This is a genomic window from Enterococcus sp. AZ196 (assembly GCF_050498845.1).
Lineage (GTDB): Bacteria > Bacillota > Bacilli > Lactobacillales > Enterococcaceae > Enterococcus_A > Enterococcus_A murrayae.
Genome location: NZ_JBIPAM010000002.1, coordinates 1,027,589 through 1,048,990, shown reverse-complemented (window position 1 = coordinate 1,048,990; position 21,402 = coordinate 1,027,589). Strand labels below are relative to the sequence as shown.

32 protein-coding genes are annotated in these 21,402 nt (G+C 37.2%); 8 read left to right on the top strand and 24 right to left on the bottom strand.

The features are described 5' to 3' along the window. Positions 1-13: 13 nt before the first annotated feature. Both IGI67_RS22680 and IGI67_RS22675 read right to left on the bottom strand, forming a co-directional pair. Positions 14-1,870 carry a phage minor head protein gene (locus IGI67_RS22680; RefSeq protein WP_429959407.1) on the bottom strand — a complete coding sequence of 619 codons (1,857 nt, stop codon included), beginning with the start codon at positions 1,868-1,870 and terminating at the stop codon, positions 14-16. Beyond that, on the bottom strand, positions 1,854-3,341 hold the full coding sequence (locus tag IGI67_RS22675) for a phage portal protein (RefSeq protein ID WP_429959406.1): 1,488 nt from the start codon (positions 3,339-3,341) through the stop codon (positions 1,854-1,856). The genes IGI67_RS22680 and IGI67_RS22675 overlap by 17 nt, the downstream gene beginning before the upstream one ends. A 47-nt stretch (positions 3,342-3,388) precedes the next feature. Between IGI67_RS22675 and IGI67_RS22670 the strand changes: the two genes are divergently transcribed. Continuing rightward, positions 3,389-3,802, top strand: coding sequence for a DUF2513 domain-containing protein (locus IGI67_RS22670; RefSeq protein ID WP_429959405.1), 414 nt, complete (start codon positions 3,389-3,391; stop codon positions 3,800-3,802). A gap of 194 nt (positions 3,803-3,996) precedes the next feature. On the opposite strand, the gene terL is transcribed toward IGI67_RS22670, so the two are convergent. The 6 genes from terL to IGI67_RS22640 form a co-directional block, all read right to left on the bottom strand. After that, positions 3,997-5,397 (bottom strand): phage terminase large subunit, encoded by a 1,401-nt coding sequence (terL, locus tag IGI67_RS22665; protein WP_429959404.1) that lies wholly within the window; start codon positions 5,395-5,397, stop codon positions 3,997-3,999. After that, a complete protein-coding gene (locus IGI67_RS22660; RefSeq protein WP_429959403.1) occupies positions 5,375-5,803 on the bottom strand; it encodes a phBC6A51 family helix-turn-helix protein in 429 nt (142 codons plus the stop codon). Before IGI67_RS22660 ends, terL begins: the two co-directional genes overlap by 23 nt. Before the next feature lie 400 nt (positions 5,804-6,203). Next, entirely contained in the window at positions 6,204-6,326 is a 123-nt protein-coding gene (locus IGI67_RS22655) for a hypothetical protein (protein WP_429959402.1), read from the bottom strand. A 42-nt stretch (positions 6,327-6,368) separates the two neighbouring features. Next, complete coding sequence (locus IGI67_RS22650) at positions 6,369-6,518, bottom strand: hypothetical protein (RefSeq protein ID WP_429959401.1); 150 nt, start codon at positions 6,516-6,518, stop codon at positions 6,369-6,371. Between the two features lie 737 nt (positions 6,519-7,255). Beyond that, positions 7,256-7,759, bottom strand: a complete 504-nt coding sequence (locus tag IGI67_RS22645) for a hypothetical protein (RefSeq protein ID WP_429959400.1) — start codon at positions 7,757-7,759, stop codon at positions 7,256-7,258. A gap of 73 nt (positions 7,760-7,832) precedes the next feature. Further along, positions 7,833-8,006, bottom strand: a complete 174-nt coding sequence (locus tag IGI67_RS22640; protein ID WP_429959399.1) for a hypothetical protein — start codon at positions 8,004-8,006, stop codon at positions 7,833-7,835. A 796-nt stretch (positions 8,007-8,802) separates the two neighbouring features. On the opposite strand from IGI67_RS22640, the gene IGI67_RS22635 reads away from it, so the two are divergent. From IGI67_RS22635 to IGI67_RS22625, 3 genes are all read left to right on the top strand, one after another. Further along, complete coding sequence (locus IGI67_RS22635; protein ID WP_429959398.1) at positions 8,803-9,030, top strand: hypothetical protein; 228 nt, start codon at positions 8,803-8,805, stop codon at positions 9,028-9,030. 148 nt (positions 9,031-9,178) lie between these two features. Continuing rightward, on the top strand, positions 9,179-9,649 hold the full coding sequence (locus tag IGI67_RS22630; protein WP_429959397.1) for a hypothetical protein: 471 nt from the start codon (positions 9,179-9,181) through the stop codon (positions 9,647-9,649). Positions 9,650-9,884: 235 nt separating this feature from the next. After that, positions 9,885-10,532 (top strand): hypothetical protein, encoded by a 648-nt coding sequence (locus IGI67_RS22625; RefSeq protein ID WP_429959396.1) that lies wholly within the window; start codon positions 9,885-9,887, stop codon positions 10,530-10,532. A gap of 361 nt (positions 10,533-10,893) precedes the next feature. On the opposite strand, the gene IGI67_RS22620 is transcribed toward IGI67_RS22625, so the two are convergent. From IGI67_RS22620 to IGI67_RS22550, 15 genes are all read right to left on the bottom strand, one after another. After that, positions 10,894-11,040 carry a hypothetical protein gene (locus IGI67_RS22620; RefSeq protein WP_429959395.1) on the bottom strand — a complete coding sequence of 49 codons (147 nt, stop codon included), beginning with the start codon at positions 11,038-11,040 and terminating at the stop codon, positions 10,894-10,896. Between the two features lie 476 nt (positions 11,041-11,516). Beyond that, entirely contained in the window at positions 11,517-11,714 is a 198-nt protein-coding gene (locus IGI67_RS22615) for a hypothetical protein (RefSeq protein WP_429959394.1), read from the bottom strand. 10 nt (positions 11,715-11,724) lie between these two features. Then, complete coding sequence (locus IGI67_RS22610) at positions 11,725-12,144, bottom strand: hypothetical protein (protein WP_429959393.1); 420 nt, start codon at positions 12,142-12,144, stop codon at positions 11,725-11,727. 58 nt (positions 12,145-12,202) lie between these two features. Further along, positions 12,203-12,469: a hypothetical protein gene (locus tag IGI67_RS22605; protein ID WP_429959392.1), complete on the bottom strand. Its 267-nt coding sequence runs from the start codon at positions 12,467-12,469 to the stop codon at positions 12,203-12,205. Positions 12,470-12,484: 15 nt separating this feature from the next. Then, on the bottom strand, positions 12,485-13,375 hold the full coding sequence (locus tag IGI67_RS22600) for an ATP-binding protein (protein ID WP_429959391.1): 891 nt from the start codon (positions 13,373-13,375) through the stop codon (positions 12,485-12,487). Beyond that, positions 13,376-14,146 (bottom strand): conserved phage C-terminal domain-containing protein, encoded by a 771-nt coding sequence (locus IGI67_RS22595; RefSeq protein ID WP_429959390.1) that lies wholly within the window; start codon positions 14,144-14,146, stop codon positions 13,376-13,378. 43 nt (positions 14,147-14,189) lie between these two features. After that, positions 14,190-14,417, bottom strand: a complete 228-nt coding sequence (locus IGI67_RS22590; protein ID WP_429959389.1) for a hypothetical protein — start codon at positions 14,415-14,417, stop codon at positions 14,190-14,192. Positions 14,418-14,422: 5 nt separating this feature from the next. Beyond that, positions 14,423-14,620 (bottom strand): hypothetical protein, encoded by a 198-nt coding sequence (locus IGI67_RS22585; protein WP_429959388.1) that lies wholly within the window; start codon positions 14,618-14,620, stop codon positions 14,423-14,425. Positions 14,621-14,640: 20 nt separating this feature from the next. Further along, a complete protein-coding gene (locus IGI67_RS22580; RefSeq protein WP_429959387.1) occupies positions 14,641-14,874 on the bottom strand; it encodes a hypothetical protein in 234 nt (77 codons plus the stop codon). After that, the gene (locus tag IGI67_RS22575; RefSeq protein WP_429959386.1) at positions 14,871-15,032 is read right to left on the bottom strand and encodes a hypothetical protein; all 162 of its coding nucleotides are present in this window, start codon (positions 15,030-15,032) and stop codon (positions 14,871-14,873) included. Before IGI67_RS22575 ends, IGI67_RS22580 begins: the two co-directional genes overlap by 4 nt. After that, the gene (locus IGI67_RS22570) at positions 15,025-15,435 is read right to left on the bottom strand and encodes a hypothetical protein (RefSeq protein WP_429959385.1); all 411 of its coding nucleotides are present in this window, start codon (positions 15,433-15,435) and stop codon (positions 15,025-15,027) included. The genes IGI67_RS22575 and IGI67_RS22570 overlap by 8 nt, the downstream gene beginning before the upstream one ends. A gap of 68 nt (positions 15,436-15,503) precedes the next feature. Next, positions 15,504-16,304 (bottom strand): Rha family transcriptional regulator, encoded by an 801-nt coding sequence (locus tag IGI67_RS22565; RefSeq protein ID WP_429959384.1) that lies wholly within the window; start codon positions 16,302-16,304, stop codon positions 15,504-15,506. Between the two features lie 14 nt (positions 16,305-16,318). Beyond that, entirely contained in the window at positions 16,319-16,570 is a 252-nt protein-coding gene (locus tag IGI67_RS22560) for a hypothetical protein (protein WP_429959383.1), read from the bottom strand. Next, entirely contained in the window at positions 16,570-16,869 is a 300-nt protein-coding gene (locus IGI67_RS22555) for a hypothetical protein (protein WP_429959382.1), read from the bottom strand. Before IGI67_RS22555 ends, IGI67_RS22560 begins: the two co-directional genes overlap by 1 nt. Beyond that, positions 16,866-17,075, bottom strand: coding sequence for a hypothetical protein (locus IGI67_RS22550; RefSeq protein ID WP_429959381.1), 210 nt, complete (start codon positions 17,073-17,075; stop codon positions 16,866-16,868). The genes IGI67_RS22555 and IGI67_RS22550 overlap by 4 nt, the downstream gene beginning before the upstream one ends. A gap of 306 nt (positions 17,076-17,381) precedes the next feature. Here IGI67_RS22550 and IGI67_RS22545 point away from each other — a divergent pair, with 306 nt between their 5' ends. From IGI67_RS22545 to IGI67_RS22530, 4 genes are all read left to right on the top strand, one after another. Continuing rightward, positions 17,382-17,762: a helix-turn-helix domain-containing protein gene (locus IGI67_RS22545; RefSeq protein WP_429959380.1), complete on the top strand. Its 381-nt coding sequence runs from the start codon at positions 17,382-17,384 to the stop codon at positions 17,760-17,762. 20 nt (positions 17,763-17,782) lie between these two features. Then, positions 17,783-18,418, top strand: coding sequence for an ImmA/IrrE family metallo-endopeptidase (locus IGI67_RS22540; RefSeq protein WP_429959379.1), 636 nt, complete (start codon positions 17,783-17,785; stop codon positions 18,416-18,418). A gap of 80 nt (positions 18,419-18,498) precedes the next feature. Continuing rightward, entirely contained in the window at positions 18,499-19,713 is a 1,215-nt protein-coding gene (locus IGI67_RS22535) for an LPXTG cell wall anchor domain-containing protein (protein ID WP_429959378.1), read from the top strand. Positions 19,714-19,825: 112 nt separating this feature from the next. Then, positions 19,826-20,968: a tyrosine-type recombinase/integrase gene (locus tag IGI67_RS22530; protein WP_429959377.1), complete on the top strand. Its 1,143-nt coding sequence runs from the start codon at positions 19,826-19,828 to the stop codon at positions 20,966-20,968. A gap of 99 nt (positions 20,969-21,067) precedes the next feature. On the opposite strand, the gene IGI67_RS22525 is transcribed toward IGI67_RS22530, so the two are convergent. Further along, positions 21,068-21,343, bottom strand: coding sequence for an HU family DNA-binding protein (locus IGI67_RS22525; protein WP_207108303.1), 276 nt, complete (start codon positions 21,341-21,343; stop codon positions 21,068-21,070). Between the last annotated feature and the right edge of the window lie 59 nt (positions 21,344-21,402).

The window sequence follows — 21,402 nt, the reverse complement described above, 5'->3', positions numbered from 1 at the left end:
GATCCACCTCCTCTTAAAAGCTCAGCAATATATGAATCACCCACTCAAACATTTCGCGATCTTTTGCGAGATCTAATGGTCGAGTGTATAGAGTATCTAATCCCATCGATAAGAGCTCGTAAGCTCTGCCACCGTAATCCTTACCCATATACGCGTTGAGAAAGTTATCTACTCGAGTGATCTCTTCTCGACCATAATTTGAGTTTGGAAATACATTTTTTAGCCTTACTGAATTTTCAGAGCCAGTTCTTAACTTATAAAATTCTTTTTCTGCTTCGAGTATAGCATTATTTACATACTCTTGTCTGTGTGTTAGTTCATGAATTGCGGTTCGGAACGAATTACTCGCTCCTCTTCTTTCCGAAAGTGCTAATGTTGCCGGACTTCCATGACTGTAATAACCTCTCTTGACATTTTTCAGATTGATTTTTCCATAATCAACAGAATTTTTTACCCAGTCTGTTGGCATTACATCATAGGCATCAACAACTGTTTTCCCGACTCTACTTCGGACACTACTTAGGTGGTCTTTCAAGTTAAGCTCACCTACGCCCATTTTCCGATATTTCGAAAGTGTATCTTTGATGTTTTGCGCATTTTCCAAGGCATTGTTTTGTTGTATCTGAACAAGCTCCCACTGTTTTCGTTGAAACAGATCAAGTAGAGCTTTATGTCTCGCTCGTAAATCAGAATCATCGTGTTTAGTAGATAAATTTTTTAGAGATTTTTCATACTCATCATATGAAATTAGACCGTCTTCTAATTGCCGATTTAAATTTATATTTTCCTCTTCAAAGGCTCTCACATTAGAATTAATATTGTCTCTCAATTCATCAAGGTCCGTTTTAGTTCTTCCCAAAAGGTCTGTAATATCATTTTCGTTGTTAAGCCTGGATAGAATGGAGTCATTGTTTAAAATTTCCTCGGCAATCTCATTTGCCAGAGAACTATTTGAGCTATTCTCTGATTTAGAACCTAACCAATCATTATAGTTTTGGTAGTCTATCTCTTCATGAGACTCATTGTCACGACGTAATGAAGGTTCATATCCTTCAATAACTGAGATCGTCGCACATCGACAGTTACAGTCCTCTGAGGCAATTCCAAACATATGCGGTTGTAATGCGCTATGTCCACCTACAGTGAATCGCTCATCAATTTCTTTCACTTGACCATCTAGTTCTCGGTGACTGGTCCGAGTATCCCCATCCAGCGTGGAAACCCATTTCTTTTTAACGTCAACGCCCAACTCTTTTGCATTGTTCTGTGATTGCTGACGAGTTACACCAGTAACACGCCCTGCTTCAGTTCTGGCAATGTTCATAGCCCGGCGATACTCAGCGCCACCGATATCAGCTATTTGTCTAGCCATCTTTTGAGTTGATAGCCCTTTACCGAACCCGCTCATAAGGACCCGATTAAGGTTCTTTTTCATCTTAGCGGTATTACCAGATAACCTAGTAGACAATTTACGAGAAGCCACAGGAGTGTTAATGATCACGTTCAGTTGTTTATCTGTCAGCATGCCGAATGCAAGTGGAATCTTCTTGGACATTTCAAACTCATAGAAAAGTGAGTTGTATGCCGTATCTCCGTTGTAGCGCAAAAAAGACCAGATAGAAGACTTCTGATCTTGTTCAACTATTCGAATTTTCCGATCCATCTGGTTTCGGATGGCTTCGAGTCGTTCCTTTTGCAGTTTCTTGGAAAACTTGTCAGTCTCGTCAATCTCTTTTTGCAAGGCAATGATCTCTTTTGAAATATCATTAGCCAAGTCCTTATACATCTGGTAAAGTTCTTTGCTAACATTTCTTTCAGACGCCTGGAGAAGTTTTTCAATCTCCCGTTGATACTTATTCTGCTTGACCATCCTCGATCACCTCGTTTTTTGGTGGTTCCAGATAGTCTTGTTCCTCCACACGTTGCTTGATTTCATCATAATCAATTTCTAACAGGTCACAGATTGCTTTCAACACTGTATCATCATCAAGACGAGCTGCAGCATCTAAGATCGTATCAAGTTCTACTTGCCTGCGCTCCGCTTTCGTCTTTTCGCGCTCCTCGACTTCAGTTTCATCGATCATCGTATCTCGTGTAATCGTGATCTCAATATCTGAAGTATCATAAGATTTTCCATGACGCTCGTTTATGTCGGCAACAATCAAAGCAACCATATGTTTGAGTAGCTTTCGTAATCGAACTTCCATCTTGTTACATTTCAGATCTAGTAGAGTGTATCGAGACTGAATTACCACATTGGTCACATTCCCGTCCCCTACTTGTGACGAGTCAAAGCCCATTCCAAATTTATAGATCCCCTCTTTGTCGGTTCGAAGCTTCTCTTTTCTTGCTTCCACAGGGATATTGACAGTGTGGACATCAAGACCGCCGTTTTCCCCAGTCCCTACGGCTCCGCGAGACCGTAAGTTATTGATCAAAGTCTCGTAATTATCACCAGAAAAGTTTTTGACAGCAAAAAATGGCTGGTCAAAGTCCTGTAAGTTGTTGGACAATGCACATGCCATTAAGTCATAATCATCTATTAACTGTTTGATGGGTTCCAGGTCTGTTGTTTTGTATTTGTTGTTGTCTAAACGCAGAAAAGGAATGAAATCCGGTGTCCCCAGTGCTGTACCCATCGAACGCCCAAAAGCTTCGTCGGTTTCAGGATCAATCCTAGTATCATGATACAAAGGATTTACTTGAACGTTGGGATCCAATTCGAAGGTCTTCATATACTCGCCTGTACTGGTGAAATACCAGACCTTTTCCTTATCCCAGAGCTCTGATCGTGTCACTTGAATCGTTTTTCCATCTTTGTAAATATCCGTGTCATAGTATCGAATGATCGCAATCAACTTATTGTCTGCATCGTAGATCTCAATCACTTTAAGGCTATCTGCTACGGCAAAACTAAGCCGTTCTTCACCTAACTCGGTATAAATGAATTCGTATCCTTTTTGAGAAGCTCCTTCAACGGCTTCTTGTAACATCAGTTGAAAATCCTCGTCAATGTATTGATCAAGATAAGCTTGCAGTCCTTGTTGCTCTGTCGTGACCTCAACAGGATTAGACAGAAGATACTGCGCTTTTTGGTCAATTAATTCAGTTAGATACGAATGCGGGATTTTTATATTGCTGCGGGATGTCTCTTCTCGGACAGTCCCTTCGTTGTCTTTGTAGAACAATCGAAAGTTTAGAATGTCATGCTTAAATTTATAATAGTTAACACCTTGCCGCATTTTATCCTTGTAGGTTGCAGCACGATCAGAATTGACCGCCTGCTTGATTGCAGTCGCCAACGTTTTGGGATTGTCCGATAGAAAATATTTTGGATCCAAGGCATTCACTCCTTTCAATTTGGTATAATTTGCATATAGAAAGCGAGGTGTTACATATTAAATTAAATCATGACTGTGTAAGAGCCATTTTGTTAACTGTAGAGGATGCTTCCTTTGAAGAATTAACTCACGGCATTGCTAGTGAAACATTACAATCCTACTCGCGTTTAAAAGAATTCTCTAAAGAAGAAATACTCTACAATTCTATACTATTGATAAATGCTGAGTATTTGTCTGGAAAAAATTCCATGGTTGATTATGCTGGAAATGTGATGTTTGAGTTAAACGGTCTTACATGGTCCGGCCATCATTTTTTAGATACCGTTCGTGATCCAAAAGTTTGGAGGGAAACTAAAAAGGTCGCAGGAAAATTTGCTAGTGTCTCACTTACATTTACAGAACGTATCGCCGCAAGCATCATCACAGGGTTAATCAAGAAAGAGACGGGTTTACCACTCTAAATTCCTTTCCTTGATAAAGTGTATAAAACCTACCATTCGCCTCAGGATATCTTTCATTCAATTTGATTGCCTCTGTTGGTGTAACAAGTATATCCCGGTTCGGAGCATTACTAACCCAAACTGGGATATTTTCACCATCCTTTTTGTAAAAGCATATAACCAAATTACGAGTCTCCATTTCTTACCCCCTCCTTCTAGTAAAGCCATCCGCCACCAGCCGCCATTGTTTCCGCAATACCAGTAGTAGCATCCGGCGCATCATCGTGCTTGTTTTTTCCTTCTCGTTGATATTTTGTCATTGCCTCATAATATTCCGACCATTTACTACGCCAATCCTCTGGGAAATAAACATTTTGTTCGATCCATGCGCTATTTGAATAGATTCGCGCTTCTTTGTTCGCTGACTGATAGAAATCTTCAACAGCAACTGAACACTTGCCCTTTACCTTGTCCCTTACAGATCGCGCAAAAGAACGCCCACCGTTGTTTCTTTCGATGCGCGCTTTATTGACTCTATTATTGATGTATTGGTTCGCAACAGCTGATTCTGTGTACTCCATCGGCTCTTGTGTGTAGATCACATCTAAAACCTCACATCGACCATCTGATGTTTCTCCCCAAGCAATCGAACAAAGATAGTCTTTCCCAGTGTCAGCCGTATCACAATACGACCAAACCTTTTTATATTCAGATCGTTGATCATAAGTTTTAAGGTTTTGATACAGCCTACCTTTCTGATCAATGGGTTCTTGCTGATAGTTAGCCTCGGCGATATCTAAGTTCATTTCCTGTACCACATCGAGATATTCATCATGGGTCATTATGTCTTCACATAGCATTGATTCATCATCTTGCACTGCTTTGTAACAGATTTGGTGGACGCTAGCGGTTCGCTTATCAAGCATCTTTCCAGCAAGATCATTACTTGACCATCTTGTCATGATCAATATCTGTTTTCTGGGCCTCTCCATCCGTTGAACTAATGTATTGTTATACCATTCCCAGTGAGAATCGAGTACACGTTCGTTGTACGCCTCCTCTGCAGTCTTGATAATATCATCAACAATCACATAATTAGCACCGATACCAGTGGATGTGCCGCCTGGAGACGTAGCTAAATAGTTCTTTTCTTCTGATCCGTCTAATGACCAGAAGCCTTTTGCTGCATCGCCGTGTTTTATTTGAACCTCTGGAAAGATATCTTTGAAATACTCGGCCTTGATATTTTCATTATCAACCATTATTCCATCTCGTGTTTGTTGTGCAAATAGTGATGAAAGGATCTGATTGTACGAGCCGGTAATGATCTTTGTTTTTGGATCCTGTCCAAACATCCACAATACAAAAAGCCTTGCAGTGAAAGTTTTACCATGGCGAGGTGGCATATTGATTACTAGTATCTTTTTATCAATCTTATCTTCGTAGAAATCTTGTAACGTTTGACATAAGTCTTTCAAATATAGACGATCATCTTTATAAAACTCAGGATAAAGCAGTTGGCAAAACAACCAAAAATCTCCTCTAGCTTTTCGAATCGCCAGCTCTCTTTGAACAATTGCATATTCCACACGATCAAGAGTCGTTGATTTTTTCATACCGTTTCACCAACTCTTCTAATTCTTCGTCTGACATTTCTTCGTATTGTTTTCGAATATCTACACCGCCAGAATGTTTGATATCTTGTTTGTCCGTATAGATTCCAGCAATCGTTAAAATCATTTTACGGTCTTGATGTCCTTTTTCAGTCAGCGCATACTTGTAGGAAGCGTTAAGGACGTCAGAAGCTTTTCCTTTGATCAAATCCATTGTTATCTCGTTAACTAATTTGGTAAACTCTTCGTTTTTCATTGCCTCATAATACTTGAATCGACTTATTGTAGCAGCCTTACAAATATCAGTAACTGATTTCCCGATGTATTCCGGATTTATCAATATTTCAAGCAGCTTTTTCTCTGCTGGTGTTGGCTTGTATCTGTTAGCATTTGTTAGGTCTTCCGACATCTTTAATCACCGCCTATTTATGTATTTGTTGGCATTCTCTTTGCAAAGTCTATTCCTGTCATTGATTCATTGCATTTTGAATGATAAAATTTTAACAATGCGAGTCTTGTTATTCCTTCAAGTAAAAGGCAAGCAGTCTAGAACCGTTGCGGAAACAGCGGTTCTTTTTGTACATTGATATATAACCTTCATACTGCTATAATTTTATGTGTATCCTTTTGAAAATTTGTTTTTCAATTAGACTACTACGGAAGTGGTAGTCTTTTTTTGTATACTAAAACAGCCTCACTAGGAGACTGCTAAGACTTCAAATTTAAATCAATGATTGCCCACAAAGTAAAGAACACTTGAGGCTCCATCTTTACATCAATCCGTGTTTCGGATACTTCATAGTATTTTTTTAATTCTTCTTTTGCCTGAGGATACTTTTTTCATAGATTAGTTTACATACTTCATCAAATCCATTATTTATAATTTCTGAGCTTGATAATTTAAATTGGTGTACGTTAAATTGTTCTTCCACTGTTTCTCCTCCTTAAAATAGAAATAGCCCGCTAGGAGACTTCTACTTCTTCCATGTTCCGTTGCTCAAATACTTCTCAACAAGGATATTATCAACTTTTGTTTCCACTCCATTGCTAAATACAACCTTATGCATCGTTCCTGCCGGTGTCGCTGTTCCAGTCAATCCGTTTTTCAATTTGAATTTAAACATATTATTCCTCCCCAAAATGAAAAGACCGCCTAAGCGATCTTGATTATGTATTATCACCGATTAAAAACCAGTAAACTATCGGTCGCCTCGTCAGGCGTTTTTCTTTTTCGAGTCAGACATCTAACACGTATCCTTGAGTTATATTCTGAAACGACACGCCACCCGCGTAAGGCGACAGTGATTGGCTGTATTACGACCAAGGCGTATTGGCATTGTTAAGAGGCTCCCTTGGTTTTGTATGTATTAAGCAACCTACACGAGCTTTCACTCTCCATATATCCGCCTATCCTCGGTTGCTATTGACGCGAAACGAAACTACCAACTGAGCTAAGCGTCTAAGTCACTGGAGTGGCACTGCCCCACTCACATATCTGCCTGCTTTGTTTTGATACCAGGCCTTTCTAGGTTCCTTAGAATTACTAGAGCGCCTCGCGTATTCTACTTCCGCCACAGTGACATAAAGACGGCACACCAATATACAAAGAGGAGCTACTCACTTTCTATATTAGAATTTGCGTGCCGACCGTGATCGTTAAGAATAAAGAATGCTGACAGGAGGGAGCTGTTCACCTCCTTCATATATTCTTTTATTTGTTGTGACCTGAGCAGTAGGTCACGGTTTATATCAACGGCTAGGCCGTATCTATACTTTCTTGATACTACTATTTTAGTTCATTTAAAATCAAAAATGCCCTAATTAATCCCTAACTTTCCCCTACTATTTCCCTAAAAAAACCCTACTTTTCAAAGGCTAGTAATTCGCCATCTTTATAAGCCTCAGCAAATTGGATTAAGGCGGACGCTTTTAACTTTTCAATGTTCTTCACTGAGTAGTAAAACTCTTCATATTGGCCGTATTCGTTTATACGGTACCCTTTGAGTTTTGCAGCTATTTCATTTACTTTGTAAGGATTCACTTCACAGTACGAGTAACTAAGTATCTTTCTATGGACATCAGACAGTGATTCTAACGCCATGTCGATCTCCTTCAACTTCCTTGTATAGTTCATACTATCCTTAGAAACATATTTAAACATTTTAGTTATCTTGTTTTCTTGTCCATTTTTACTGCTTTGATGTTTGGGCATATCGGAATATTGAATCGCTTGGGTTAGGTCATATACATGATCTCCATAACTAATTCTTCTTTTCATTGGTGCATAGTTCTTTAAAACGTCACGAGCATTATTTTTAGTGGCTCTCTCATTAATTTTAGGAAACAATACCATCAAATCAGTCACCTGGCCTTTCTCTTATGCTATAATGTTATGGATGAGATAGCGTTTAGCACTGAGCTTATGCTTGGTGCTTTTCTTATTTTCCGGATTGTAAGATTAATCTCTTTTGGAAAGGAAACCATTGCCAAACCTTTGCTACTTGTATATCAACTAAAATCTTTACACCCGAATTATCTATAAGTGCTGAATACCTTGTTTTATCCATCATTTTGATATCTTTCAGCTTTTCATACCCATGAACATGGGCCACTGAAATAACTTCCTTTAAACTTTTGTATCATTTATTTCACTTCCAATCCTGTTTTGTTGTATACTATTTGCGAGCTAAACTCACTTTTTTTACTAACATATTCAATACTAGCTCACTGACCACTGACTGATCCCAGTGGTCTTTTTTGTGGTAAAATTATTTTGTCTAGCGGAAACTAGGCGAAAGTTCTTTTTCCAAGACAGCCAGTGGTCGGCTGTCTTTTTCTGTTGTATAGTAAAATCATTAAGGAAAGATTACTATAAAAATTACACTACTCATCTTTCCTTAATGATTGACCACTGATCACATCCCAGTGGTCTTTTTTTATTTTTGTTTTAGGTGTAAAATACCTTTGAACTATTCAAATCAGCTACCCATAGTTCATTGACTGCTGCCATCTACAGCAGTCCTTTTTTGTGTCATCTACCGTTCGCGCTTGAATATTATAGTTCTATATTGCTAAGATTGAGGAGTCTATCGGAAAGTAGACAAAACATTGCTTGAGCTAGGTCTCTCATTGACAAATCGTTCCATTACCTAGCTCTTTGACTGCCGTTTAAAACTGCGGCAGTCTTTTTCTACACTATAGCTTCGATTGTATAATTTTCATCTAATAACCCCTTATGTTGTTAATCATTATTGTGATTACCCTTCACATTTGATACGATACAGGTGAATTAATTCATAAAAAATAATTCTGATCAACTCGCTGTCAGTTGGAATCAACTTAACGCTCTTCTTTTATTTAGTATTCAGATTTTTCCCAAATTTTTTATATTGTTTAGGAGGAAATATTATGCGCTACTACATTTGTGATAAACAACCCAATTCTTATGGTTATCATGAAGTGCATACTTCAATTTGCCCTGCCTCGCCTCCCAAAAATCGTCAAAAAAATGTTGGTCAATTTGCAAATTGTAACCTTGCAATAAAATCTTTATATGACTTAAACAAAGGAAAAAGATTTAAATTTATAGGCTGTAGATTGTGTTGTAGGCCTTGTTCTCATTCAATTGAACACTGATATTTATTATTCACATACACTGAATTTTTTCTATTTGATATCCTCCGCTAACATACTTATTCCCAACAAAGACATCCGATCACATTGCCTTAATTAATCAAATAAGTTAAAATTAACATTCAAATATGATTAAAAAAGGAGTCTAATTATGGGCAAACAGGAAAAAGTGTTAGACAGCATTAAATCTCTAGGAGTTACTCCGATTTCTGGTAATGGTATTATTGTTCAGTTCGCCGCTCCCAACTTGAGTGCCAAGGTTCTATCATTTTTATCTACCACTGAACCATTCTACGTTTTACAACTTTGCAAAAATGAACTTATCCTCGCTCAATTGAATACTGGTGGAATGGCCGTAGCAACAAAGATAAAGAAAAACACGGAGCCATTGAAAATAGATTTTTCAACAATTGAAAAAGTTGCTATTGAGGAACATGGGTTCAATTACAAAATTTCTATTTCTTCTGACGATGGAGATATCAATTTGGTTGCTCAGCAAAAGGAGCTTTCAAACGTTAGAAGTAGCGGCGCTATAACCGCTGAAAACGCATGGGGAACCGAGAACTGGCATGCTAACAATTTAGATGACACTCTAAACGAATTAAAAAAATTATCTAAATAGCTATTAAGGAGCATAGTTAGATATAGCTATGCTTCTATTTTTCTCATCTTCCTTGAATACCTACTCTATTGCCCCAGTTAGCGAACTTTCCTACTTAATTTCCTCCGTTAGATGACTTAATTAGATAGCACACTCAATTTTGTAACACCTTTCATTTATGATATTATTAGGATAATTATTGTCACTACAATAGATATATCTTAGCCTTTCACATAGGATAGAAATGGAGATTATTATGATTAAATTCTATTATCTACTACAAAATTCAACTAAAAACTTGATACGAAGCTCTGGGATTTTACTATCCTGCTCTTTGATTTGCCTTTCTTCCTTTTTGTCATTTTGTTTTCTCAATGCTGGGTTCTTTTTTTCATATTGGCATAGCTATTCTATTGAAGAAGCTACTGAACAAGGTATCGTAGGTATCATGGGTTTAACCTCACCCGCCGGAATGCTGACAACAATTTTTAAGTTTATCTCTGTATTCGTTGCGATTATGTTTATTTTATCCACACTTAGTGCTATCAGAAGACTATTTTTCCAAATGGGGAACGATCAGCGCCCTTCTTTTCAGACAATGAGTCTGGTCGGTGAAACAACGGAATTCATTAGTTTAGATTTCGCGTTCCAATCCATATATGTGACATTAACCACTCTCTTGATTGGCGTCACAGCTGCCAATAATATTTTCATTAATCTGTTGAACCGTTCACTAGCATCCGGTCCATTTGAGAAAATAGTCGCAGGTTTTAAAATTAATACTGGGTTCCACTTATTGGTCATTTTATGGAGCTGTGTTTATATCGGCTTTAGAGTTTTCTTTTTTATAAAAAGATATTTGCATTCTTTTTTTGATAACTCTATGACTCCAGAAGATACTTAACGTACTTAAAAAAATGACTATTTTATTGCCCCAAATAAGTAGCATTTTTTAACATATGGTCATCCTTTCTACTCACTTTTTACTTTTCTAGTAACTCTGGACAGTTGCCCTCAAAATCTGGACAGTTTGATTTCTAGAATTCCTTTTATATCAACGTTTATTCAACCATCTGGACAGTTGGACAGTTTTTTCAGGTTGCTACTGTATTTATATATATTCCTATTATTTTAAATATTTACTCTTACTATATATAAACTGTCCAACTGTCCAACAACTGTCTAGAAACACTTTCATATCAACGATAATTTGAGTTGGACAGTTTGTGTTAAACTGTCCATAACTGTCCAAACTGTCCAGAATTTTATAGACCTGGAACATTAACTGAGAATTCTCGATAAGCTTTTTTGAGTCCGATACCCAAATATCTAACTTTGCCTTTTTTCTCTTTAGTAAATTTATCCGAAACTTTTTTTCCAAACTGTGTTTGAGTAAATCCATGTTCATTCATTTCTTTCGCCCACTTGCACCTCTACTCCCTTCGTGCTATATTATGGGTAACCAAATAGCGAACTTTTAGTGTCTGCCCTGTTTAAACTTTGTGAAAAGTTACAAAACAGGGTAGATATTTTTTTTAGAAATTATATTAGGTTTATCTATTTACTCGGTGTAACTTTGTAACTTTTGCTTGAAAACTCAATAGTACCAAGGGTTTCAGAGGTTACAAAAAAGTTACAAGGTAGGGTACAGTTACAAAAATTTTCTGTTTTTAGATTAAAATTTTCTCATTTAAGGTTATTTTTCTTTTTTTGTAACCCTACCTGTAACTTTCTTATAACTTCGCTGTATCCCTTGTCGCTCTAAGGCTTAAGCCACTTTTTTCGACTTTGTGAAAAATGGGTCTGTAACCACTTTTGTAACCAATTTAGATAAGTGGATGACTCAGTTTTAACCACTCGGAGCACGGTCAATTAATTTAAAAACTTCTCAAAATTTAAAATTATCAAGAAAGAATTCTATACATTTCATCCATCCGCTGTTAAATGATCCATTATCAAAAGATTCTCGTTCTTCGTAAGCTTCTTTTAGGATTGAATACATTTTTATTTTACAATTTATCCACCCCAGAACATAAGCAGCTGTTCCTAAGACAATCAACAAAATTACTACGAATATCTCATTCATTTATTTCCCTCTATCCGATGGCATTCGTGTTAACTACTTCCTCGATCACTTCGAAAAGAACAAGGTTTTCTTCCCGCATAATGCCGTAGTAAATACTCATGATTGAATCATCGCTTTTTTCATGACGCATTTCTTTTTGAAGCAAACTATAAAATTCTTCTTGAAACCCTATGTTATCTTTCGTCAAATCAATAATTTTTTTAGCCGCTAAACTAATGTTGTTCAGGTTCGCCATAGTCTCTACCTCGATCTCTAATAGTGAGAGCTTAATTTGCTTATAGATATCTAGGACCATACACTCTTTTTTCTCTTGTTCAGAAAGATCGCTTGATTTAAGGCTCTCATAGCCTTCTGTCTCGCAATATGTTTTAAAATGTCTTGTTACCATTGGTAAAGCAATTTTCTTTTTAATATTTTCAATATCGATCATTTTTGTTTCCTCCATTTTTTTGATTTATGAAGTGGCCATATAGTAATGACCACTATTTTTATTCCTGATTGTTGCACTTCGGACATGGCATCCATTTAGCTGTGGATGATTGTTCATCAACGACTACCTTCTCACCGTGGCACATTGGACAAGGTTCTTGTGCTACTTCATCAGACAGCTGAGCAGCATTGCCAACAACCATAATTAAATCTTGCTGTAATGTTTCCGGATCTTTAATGCCATCGTTGATTTGATTTTTAATATCTCCGACTAATGTTTCTAAATTCGAAACCAAATTCTTTTTATTATCGACCATTGAAATCATGGAAGTCCTCCATTCTTAAAACTTTGGTTTACTACGCTTATCCTGCGTTTTTTTCGTAAATTTTATGATGTGACCGTCTACACCCTTATAAATCCGACTAGTGATTTTGGGGTTATATATTTCTTCCAACTGTTCGTTATTCAAGTTAGTGGTGATTATCGTGCGCTGTCGTGCGTTTAACACGCCGAAAATTACATTTTGGATATATTCTCCTGCTTCTCGGTTCTCACGCTTAAACGACGATTCAGAGCCTAAATCATCCAACACCAGTAAATCGACTTTCGAAAGTAGCTCGGTCATGTTTAATTCGGTGTATTTGCTCTGGCGATCTCCAAAACTCGCCTTGATCAATCTGAACATGTCATTCATCGAAATGAACAGACAGCTAACTAGTTGTTTTGAATTTTCATTAACTGCCTGAAGCATAGCCATAGCTAGATGTGATTTCCCGACTCCTGGAACACCGGTAAAAAGAGTATTGAAGCTAGGTATTTGATTCAGCTTTTCTCTTGCCGCTTCTCGTTCTCCGTCAGTACTCTCGTCATCAGCAATAATTTTTAAACATTCTTTTTCTGTGTCGAGCGTCTTCATGTATCCGCCTGCGGCTCTTCTGGCCATCAACAAAGCTTTTTCTGATTCTTCGTCTACTGGTTCGTAGTTACTGAACGACGCATTCCATAAGCTAGGATCGCCTACGATCGAGTCTTTTTTTAGCACTTCGATCGTTCGGCGTTTTCGATGTTTCATGGATGCTTGCTTTGATTCTTCTTGTTCCGCCTCTGTTAGTTGTTGCTTTCTACATTCAGTACAAAAAGGTTTTAGGTCTCTTAGCTGTACTAAGGGCTTACCGTGTACCGGACAAACATCTTTCGTTTCTTTCAATTCGTCTAACAACGGGAAATCCATCTAAAACACCACCGGGCTATTAGAATTCGATTCCTTTTTAGGTTTTAACTGTTCATTCAAATAACTATCAAACTTATTGCTGAACAATGTTTCTGGCCGGAGATAATTACTCATTTTAGGGTCATCTAGCCATTGAGAGGTTTTGATCTCGATAACTTTGATAAAATCATCATATCTTTGGCCCTCATTCCATCGTGCTTTTATTAAGTCTTTCCACTTATTTGTGACCTTGAAGGACCTGTCAGCTTTTTCATTCAGATACTTGATAATGTCCGAATAAGGGATCGAGTCGGGGTTACCCGACATATGGTCTTTATTACCACTGTTACTTTTAAGATTGTTAATATTAAGACTGTTAATATTAGTGGGGTCATTTTGTACCGGTACGCCGTGTACCGGTAAGCTTTGTACCGGTACAAAACATACCGATACGGATTTAGGCAAAGTATAGATATTGTTACTGAATCCATTTACAGTCCGTTTGCGTTCAATGTGTACATAATTTGATTCTTTTAGTTGTTTCATGTGTCGTTGAAGACGTTTTTCACTTATCGCTAAGTCATGGCACATCAGCTCAGTGGATGGAAATGCCGTATCTCCTGCACCACAATACGAACACAGATATGCGTATATAGCTTTGGCTTCGGCTGATAGGTTAGGATCCTTCATTACTAGTTTTGGGATCATCCCGTAACCCATTGACAGCAAGCTTTCTTGTTTAATACTGTTTTTCTCCATATTTCCACCTACAAAATTCAATTTTTGTTGCATTTTCATTCCTCATCGTGATAACATTCAGTTAATCGTATTTTCACTATTTGCTTACTTCAGCGGGAACTGGAGTAGGCTTTTTTTGTTCACCATTGCGAGCATACTTTTCTAAATCTTGCATCATCTCTTTTCCAGCATCCGAACCCATTCTCAGGTACACTTTGTGAATTTCATCAGCAAGTTCGAGGCGTTCCTCTGGTGTTGCAGAATCGATAAATGAGACAAGCGAATTTACTTTATTACTCAGAACAACATTTCTAATTTCTTTCATTTTATTCACCCCATCTGTTCGATTCGTTCTGTCAATTTTATGAGAATAACTTTAACGATGTCATTTTCTTGCTTAGCGATCTCTTTTAGCAAACACTCGATTAATATTTTTCGTTCTTTCGAACCTGATTGCATAGCGTATTCCAATAAGTTTTTTAGTGATTTCACTAGGTCATTTCCGAAGTATTCTTCTGCTGTCATCATTGATTCGTTCCTCCTTCTGGTTAGTCTGGACATATGGCATTTGACACGTTTTGAATTTCATCTTTTAAAGTTGAAAGAACGTTGTTGATGTTTCCTAGCACTCCAGAATCAACTTGAAAATGAACTGAAAACTCATCGCCTTTAACCCTTGAGTACTCCATGTTCTCGATCACTCTTTCGATTAGACGAATCTGATCCGCAGCCGATGTAAGACTAATAGCATACTTTTGTAACTGCTTTTCTGATAAATTCATTGATTTTTCCTCCGTTGGTCATATTCCCATTCATCATACTGAATAAAAAGAATCAATCCGATCGCCACAAACAAACAGATTTTCAGTAATATTGGTAATACTGTAGCCACGCCACCGAATAATATGGATGCTAAAATGAGATTCACCCTCTTATTCATCGGTCTGCTCCTTTTCGAGTTCGTCTATTTTTTTCTGAAGTTCTTTTAATTCGTGGATCTTTCTAGTAAAGTGTTCCAAACGCTTTGTTGGTGTATCTAACTTGTTATCAATTACTAAATATTGATGCTTAACTATCTTTCCGTCCTTTAGGTGGGTACATAGCTGTTTATCGCCTGAAAAGAATTGAACGAAGATCGTTTGGTCATCAATCCCCTGCATTGTGTATCCTGGTAAACCATCAGCTGTTTCTAAAGTAGATTGACCGATGAAAGCTTCAATCGTTGGGAATTTTTTTGTCACATCTTTGAAAATTGCCGTGCCCTCTTTAAAAGCTTCTAGTACAAAATCTACATCCTCTATAAGTTGTTCCTGCTCTTTCCATAATTCGTCTAGTTTATCCATTGCTCATTCCTCCTGATTTTTATTAGTGCATCAAATGCACATTTTAATTCGTTCGTTAAATGGACGAATTAATCCCCATATACTACATGGTAATTCTTGCTTCCTCCTTGAATAATTGTCGGATAGTGGTTTTCAACTAGCCAAGCTAAAATTTTTTCTATCACACTTTTTGTATACTTGGTCACATCACCGCTCCAATTGTCCGTGGCCCCACCAAAGAATTTTGATTCTCCATCTTCCAAATCAATGGACGTTTGAATAAGTTGACTTACTGCTGTTTCATGCGGATTGCCTTTTTTGGAAAAGATCTTTAATTCTTTAGCAATCTCATTTGCTGAGTAATATTTTCCGCTAAGTTCTGGCATCTCCAGTAATTTTTCTCCGCTTAATACCTCTACAGCCTTATCCTGTAGTATTACCTTGTTTACTGTTGATGTAGCGTCTTTAGCCATATCTACATACATTTTTGCTTGACGTGATGTTGCATTCATTACACGCGCTGTAGCATTCATCCGTTTGATTTCTTCTAAGTCTGAATTGATATTCTTCGTTTGTTGCTTAGATTTAATGTGAGCTTCCATTTTGTTAAACGCTTCGATGTATTTCAATTTAAATTGGAGTGCCTTCTTACCTGTGAAGCCCATTGCTAAAATTGTGAAGCCATCTCTATTCATATAGATAACTCGTCGTTCGCGACCGTATGAATCAAGTTCGATTGCTTCGAAAAACATCTCCTCAAAATTGAGGACATCTTTTTTCAACTGATCAATATCTCGTAGAGTGTTATCGTGCCTTTTCTCAAAATTTTCTGCTAAATTTAAACTGTTTGTGACCGCTTTTCGATCTTTCATGATTACTAAATCTTTCATTTTGTTTCCCCCGTTTAATTTTTCAAAATAATTCCGTTTCTAAAATACGTTTCATTTAAATCGACTTCTTTGATTTCAATTGCCTCATACCATTCTTCAAGTTCAATCTGAACTGATGATCTACCTGCGTTTGTATTAATGTGTGCAACAAATTGCTGTCGTGCAGTTTCAGCATCCTTTAATGAATCGAAAATACCGATGATTTGAGTTTCAGAATTAAACTTTGAGATATCATAGCTAACAGCTACTAAGTAAAGTTTGTTCATCAACTGACCTCCTTCAAAATTTCTGTTGGTGTTACTTTTTTAGTTCTGTATTTGTTCTCATCTTTCCATCGTAGAAACCAAATGAACGTATGGACATGGATAAAAGTTGTAGAATGTCCTGGTCTAAGGATTCCATCTTTGAATTCGTCGATGTCTTCCATCTCTTTACAGTATTCAACCAGTGTTGTCTTTGACATTCCATGAAACATTTTTAGGATCAAGCCTTGTCGATACCAATCATCTGGTTTTACATTTTTTTCTGCAGATCTAATTAATTCTGCTAACGTCGGCTTTTTCATTCTGCATTCTCCCTCACAAAAGCAATTCCAAGATTATCAGCTATCAGTTGTCGATATATTTCAGCTTTAGGTCCACTCTGCATTCCAGACACTACTTGTTTAGTGTAAGTATCGGATTTGCCGATCACCGCAGCTAAATCTCTCCAGTTTTTTCCTTGTCGGTTCATTTGAACGATCACAATTTCTTTAAAATCGGTAATGAGCATTTTCCTACCCTCCTTTATATTTCTAGCTAGTTATCGAGCTTTTTTTAGAACTATGTATTGACTTATCACTAACACATATTGTAAAATCAAGGCATAGCTAAATAAGACTACAAAAACCCTTTAAATTAACTTTTCTGAGTTTGCCGACCGCGAAGTAGTTTAATTTTTAATGGTTCTCTTTAGTTTTGTTTCAAGCTCAATAACTAGCTTATGAATGAAGTATACTAACGTATTTTGTAAAAGTAAAGTATTTTTCTAACTTTTTTTGTAAAAACAACATCATAGGCTTTCAAGGGAGTGTGTTGTATGAACCTTTTGGAGCGAATAAAAAAACTTTGTAATCAACGTGGTATTAGTGTTTATCAACTTGAAGAAAAGATTGATATCGGAAGGAATACGATATATCAATGGAATAAGCGTACCCCCTCTACCGATAAAATTCAAAAAGTTGCGGATTATTTTGATGTATCCGTGGATTATCTTCTTGGCAGAACTGATGATCCTGAACCAATTGCTGAACTAGATAAGGGGCCGGGTTCAGATCTCATTGGCTATTTCAGACTTAACACTGCTGAGTTTGATCCTGATGAAACGGAAGATATAGAAGACTCTTTGAAGGATTACACTGATTTCTTAGTTCAAAAAGCTAGGGAACGAAAGGCAAGAGAGAATAAGCAGAAAAAATAATTTCCGAGGTTGGTAACTATATGGATTTTTATGATGAAAATGCTTTTCGAGACGCAACCTTTGTCGCTAACTCAATTGCGCAGCGAACAGCTGATTTTTATGATATTGAAGTTAAGGATGTTAAAAACTTTCACATTAAAGAATTTGTTGAAGATGACAAACTCGCCATTTATGCTGAACATTATTTCAAACCTCCCTTAGATAAATTAATGCTGGGATCAACACAAAAGGTTGAAGGGATAATTGTCCTAGCCGTAAACGCTTTGTCGATGGTTGAACGAAAGTTTTTCTCCGAGATGCATGAAACTATGCACGCCTATTGTGATCGTATTAAGGAAAACGACGGGAGAGCTTTCTCTGATCTCCTCTTAGAGGAAGGTTATCTTCCGGAAGACAAATACATTGAAAAAAGGGCAAATTTTGGAGCTGGTATTTTAATGGCCAATGATGAAGCTTTGATTTTCGGAATTAACAAGTTTAGAAACTTCTTGCATACTGCAAACTTCTTTTTTATGAGTAAAGGAGCTTTCAAAAATCGACTACGTGCATTTTTGGTTTTTGAAAGAAACTGTACTCCTCAGTATGCCTTCCAGCTTGTTCATAAATACGAGATGGGCTATGGAGTGGAATTTTATAAAACTATTAATATGCATTAAAAAGCCCGTGCTGGCACACGGACTAAACACCTCTGATGAGGTTGAACAATTTTATTATACCAGAAAAGAAAGGAGAAAAAATGAAAAAGATTATTAGTGCTTTAACAATTATCGCCCTCTCTTTAATCTGTTCTTCTTCCGTTCTAGCAGAATCGTTTAATTCGATTGAAAAACCTAGCGGAAGCATTTCTGATGGTGATACTTGGGTACGTGATGTGGGGGATGGTACAGACACGTACACGTTTAAACAGGGTGAGTGGCTACCAAAAGTAAGCTCCTCGATTCGCAGATCCGAGGCTAAGGAGAGATACAACAAGGATGTGTATGAACCGAATAGGATTAAACAATCTTTGTATATCGATAATGCCTTGAAAGACCCTGATGCTTTTAAAACGACCCCAGAGAATGAGGTCGAATATCTTACCCTCGGAGAAGGAAATGAAAAAGCTACTGTTAGAATTCCAAAGATTGAGGTAGATTCAAAAAAGGCCAACTCTTCATTTTACATTGATGAATTGGTCCCATTAATGCTTACTTCTTTGGTTTCAACCTACAATAACTCAGCAAGTTCTGATAGTGCAGACAGCGGTTCAACTGTGACTAGCACCAGTATATCCAGTAGCACAATCGATACAAGTAAAGAGTCAGTAGAGACAACTAGTACTACCGATTTGTCTGCCGAAAGTAGCATCGATATAAACACATCCGTGGCGCTAACCATTAGAGCCGAAGATCATACTTATGATGTGAAAGTTGGTAAAAAACTTACAAGAGAAGATTTACTAAAGATAGTTGAATATGACGGAGACAAAAACAACCTAAAAGTGACTATCTCAAACTCTGCGTTCGTTTATGTCACACCAAATGCGGAAGTTTATCATGTGGATTTGGATGATTTGTTAAGTAAAACGTCGGTGAGTCGAATCACAGTCATGACAGAACAGGAAGCATTAAAAAAAGGATTGAGAATGTCTACCGAAAATAATGACAAAAACATTGAAAATATCAATCTTTCTTTGCCAGGAAAATACAACGTAATGTTTGAAGATAGTAACGTCAGTACGAATTGTATAGTAACCGTTAAGGGGGCTGTAACAAGCCAATCAAGCGATAACTCTAATAACAATAGGGTCTCTTCTAATGAAGGAACGTTATCAAAGACTGCAGCAGGCTCTAATTTAAGCACTCAAAAAGTACTGCCAAAAACAGGTGATCGTTCAAACTCATTCTTAATTATCGGATTGATGAGTACACTCGGAGCATTAGGCTTGTTCTACGTATCTAATAGGAAATAACAAAACACGACCCCTTCCCCGCCAAGAGTTGTGATCGTGTTGAAAATAAATAACCTATAGGCATAGGCTTATTAACTGTGCCTATTATACCAAATAATAGGAGGTATTTACAATGTGGATTGAACAAACTAATGATGGACGTTTCAAATTTATTGAACGCTACAAAGATCCATATACCGAAAAGACTCGAAAAAAATCAGTGATACTGAATAGCCAATCTAAACAAGCGTGGAATAAAGCGCTAAGTATCCTGAATGATAAAATTGAAAACGAGCTGAACAAAAAGAAAATTGACAAAGTCTCCTTCCAGAACGTTTATACTGAGTGGGAAAATAATTATTTTAAATCTTTGAGACCTAACTCCAAGAACACATATATTGCTATTCGAAAAATTATTTTCAAGACTATCAATGAAGACATTTTAATTTCAAACATTGATACTAGACTATTGCAAAACTTCTTTGCCTCTCTCGACTATTCTCAGACCTATATCGCGCATATCAAGTCAAACCTTAACTTAGTATTCAAATATGCGATTAAACTAGGCTACGCCGATAATAACCCTGTGGAAAACGTGGAGATCATCTCTAAAGCGAAAACGTTAGAAGATATAGAACGAATTGAGGATAAGTACCTTGAAAAAGATGAAGTAAAACTGATCCTAGATCAACTATATAAAAGTCGTTTGACTTTCCGTGTCGGACGACTAGCAGAATTTATGTATTTAACAGGCGTTCGTTTTGGCGAGGCTGTTGCTCTACAGGAGAAAAATTTCGACATAAAGAATAGAGTTGTTCATATTCGAGGAACAATCGACTACAGCAAAGGATATAAGCAAAAAGCGATCGGACCTACCAAGACTCAAAAATCAAATAGAGATGTTCAGTTGACTCAACGGACGGTTGATCTAGTAAAACGTACTTTTGAGGAAAACAAACTTGATTTGCTATCCGAATCTGGTTTCAGTAACGATGGCTTCGTTTTTGTGACTCGATCAGGTACCCCAATGCAAAATAGTTCGTTCAATCGATCCTTTGCCGCTGCAGGTAAAAAAAGTGGAATTCACAAGCGATTAACTTCTCATATTCTTAGACATACCCATGTATCGCTACTCGCCGAACAGAATACACCGTTGAAAGCAATTATGGATCGAGTAGGACATGAAGATGCAGACGTCACTAATAAAATCTATACCCATATCACCGATAAAATGAAGACTGACTTAATCAGCCAGCTGGAAGAGAATGGTTTATAACCATTCTTTTTCTTTTTGCCCCTTTTCTGCCCCTTTTGACCATCCTGCAAAACAAAAACCCGCTAGAGCCTTACAGCCCCAACAGGTTTGATGTCGATATTATTTTACAGCGTCTTTTAATTGTTTACCAGCTTTAAAAGCAGGTGACTTGCTTGCTGCAATGGTGATTTCTTCACCAGTTTGAGGGTTGCGGCCTTTACGGGCAGCGCGTTCGCGTACTTCAAAGTTACCAAAGCCGATAACTTGGACTTTTTCGCCAGCTTTCAATGATGATTGGATTCCATCAAATAAAGCATCCACAGCTGATGTTGCGTCTTTTTTTGTCAATCCAGTCTTTTCTGCTACTTGTTCAACCAAACTTTGTTTATTGATCATAATGTATAGCCTCCACTATCTTTTTTAATGTATTCCATAGACAATTCTATTCGTTCTTG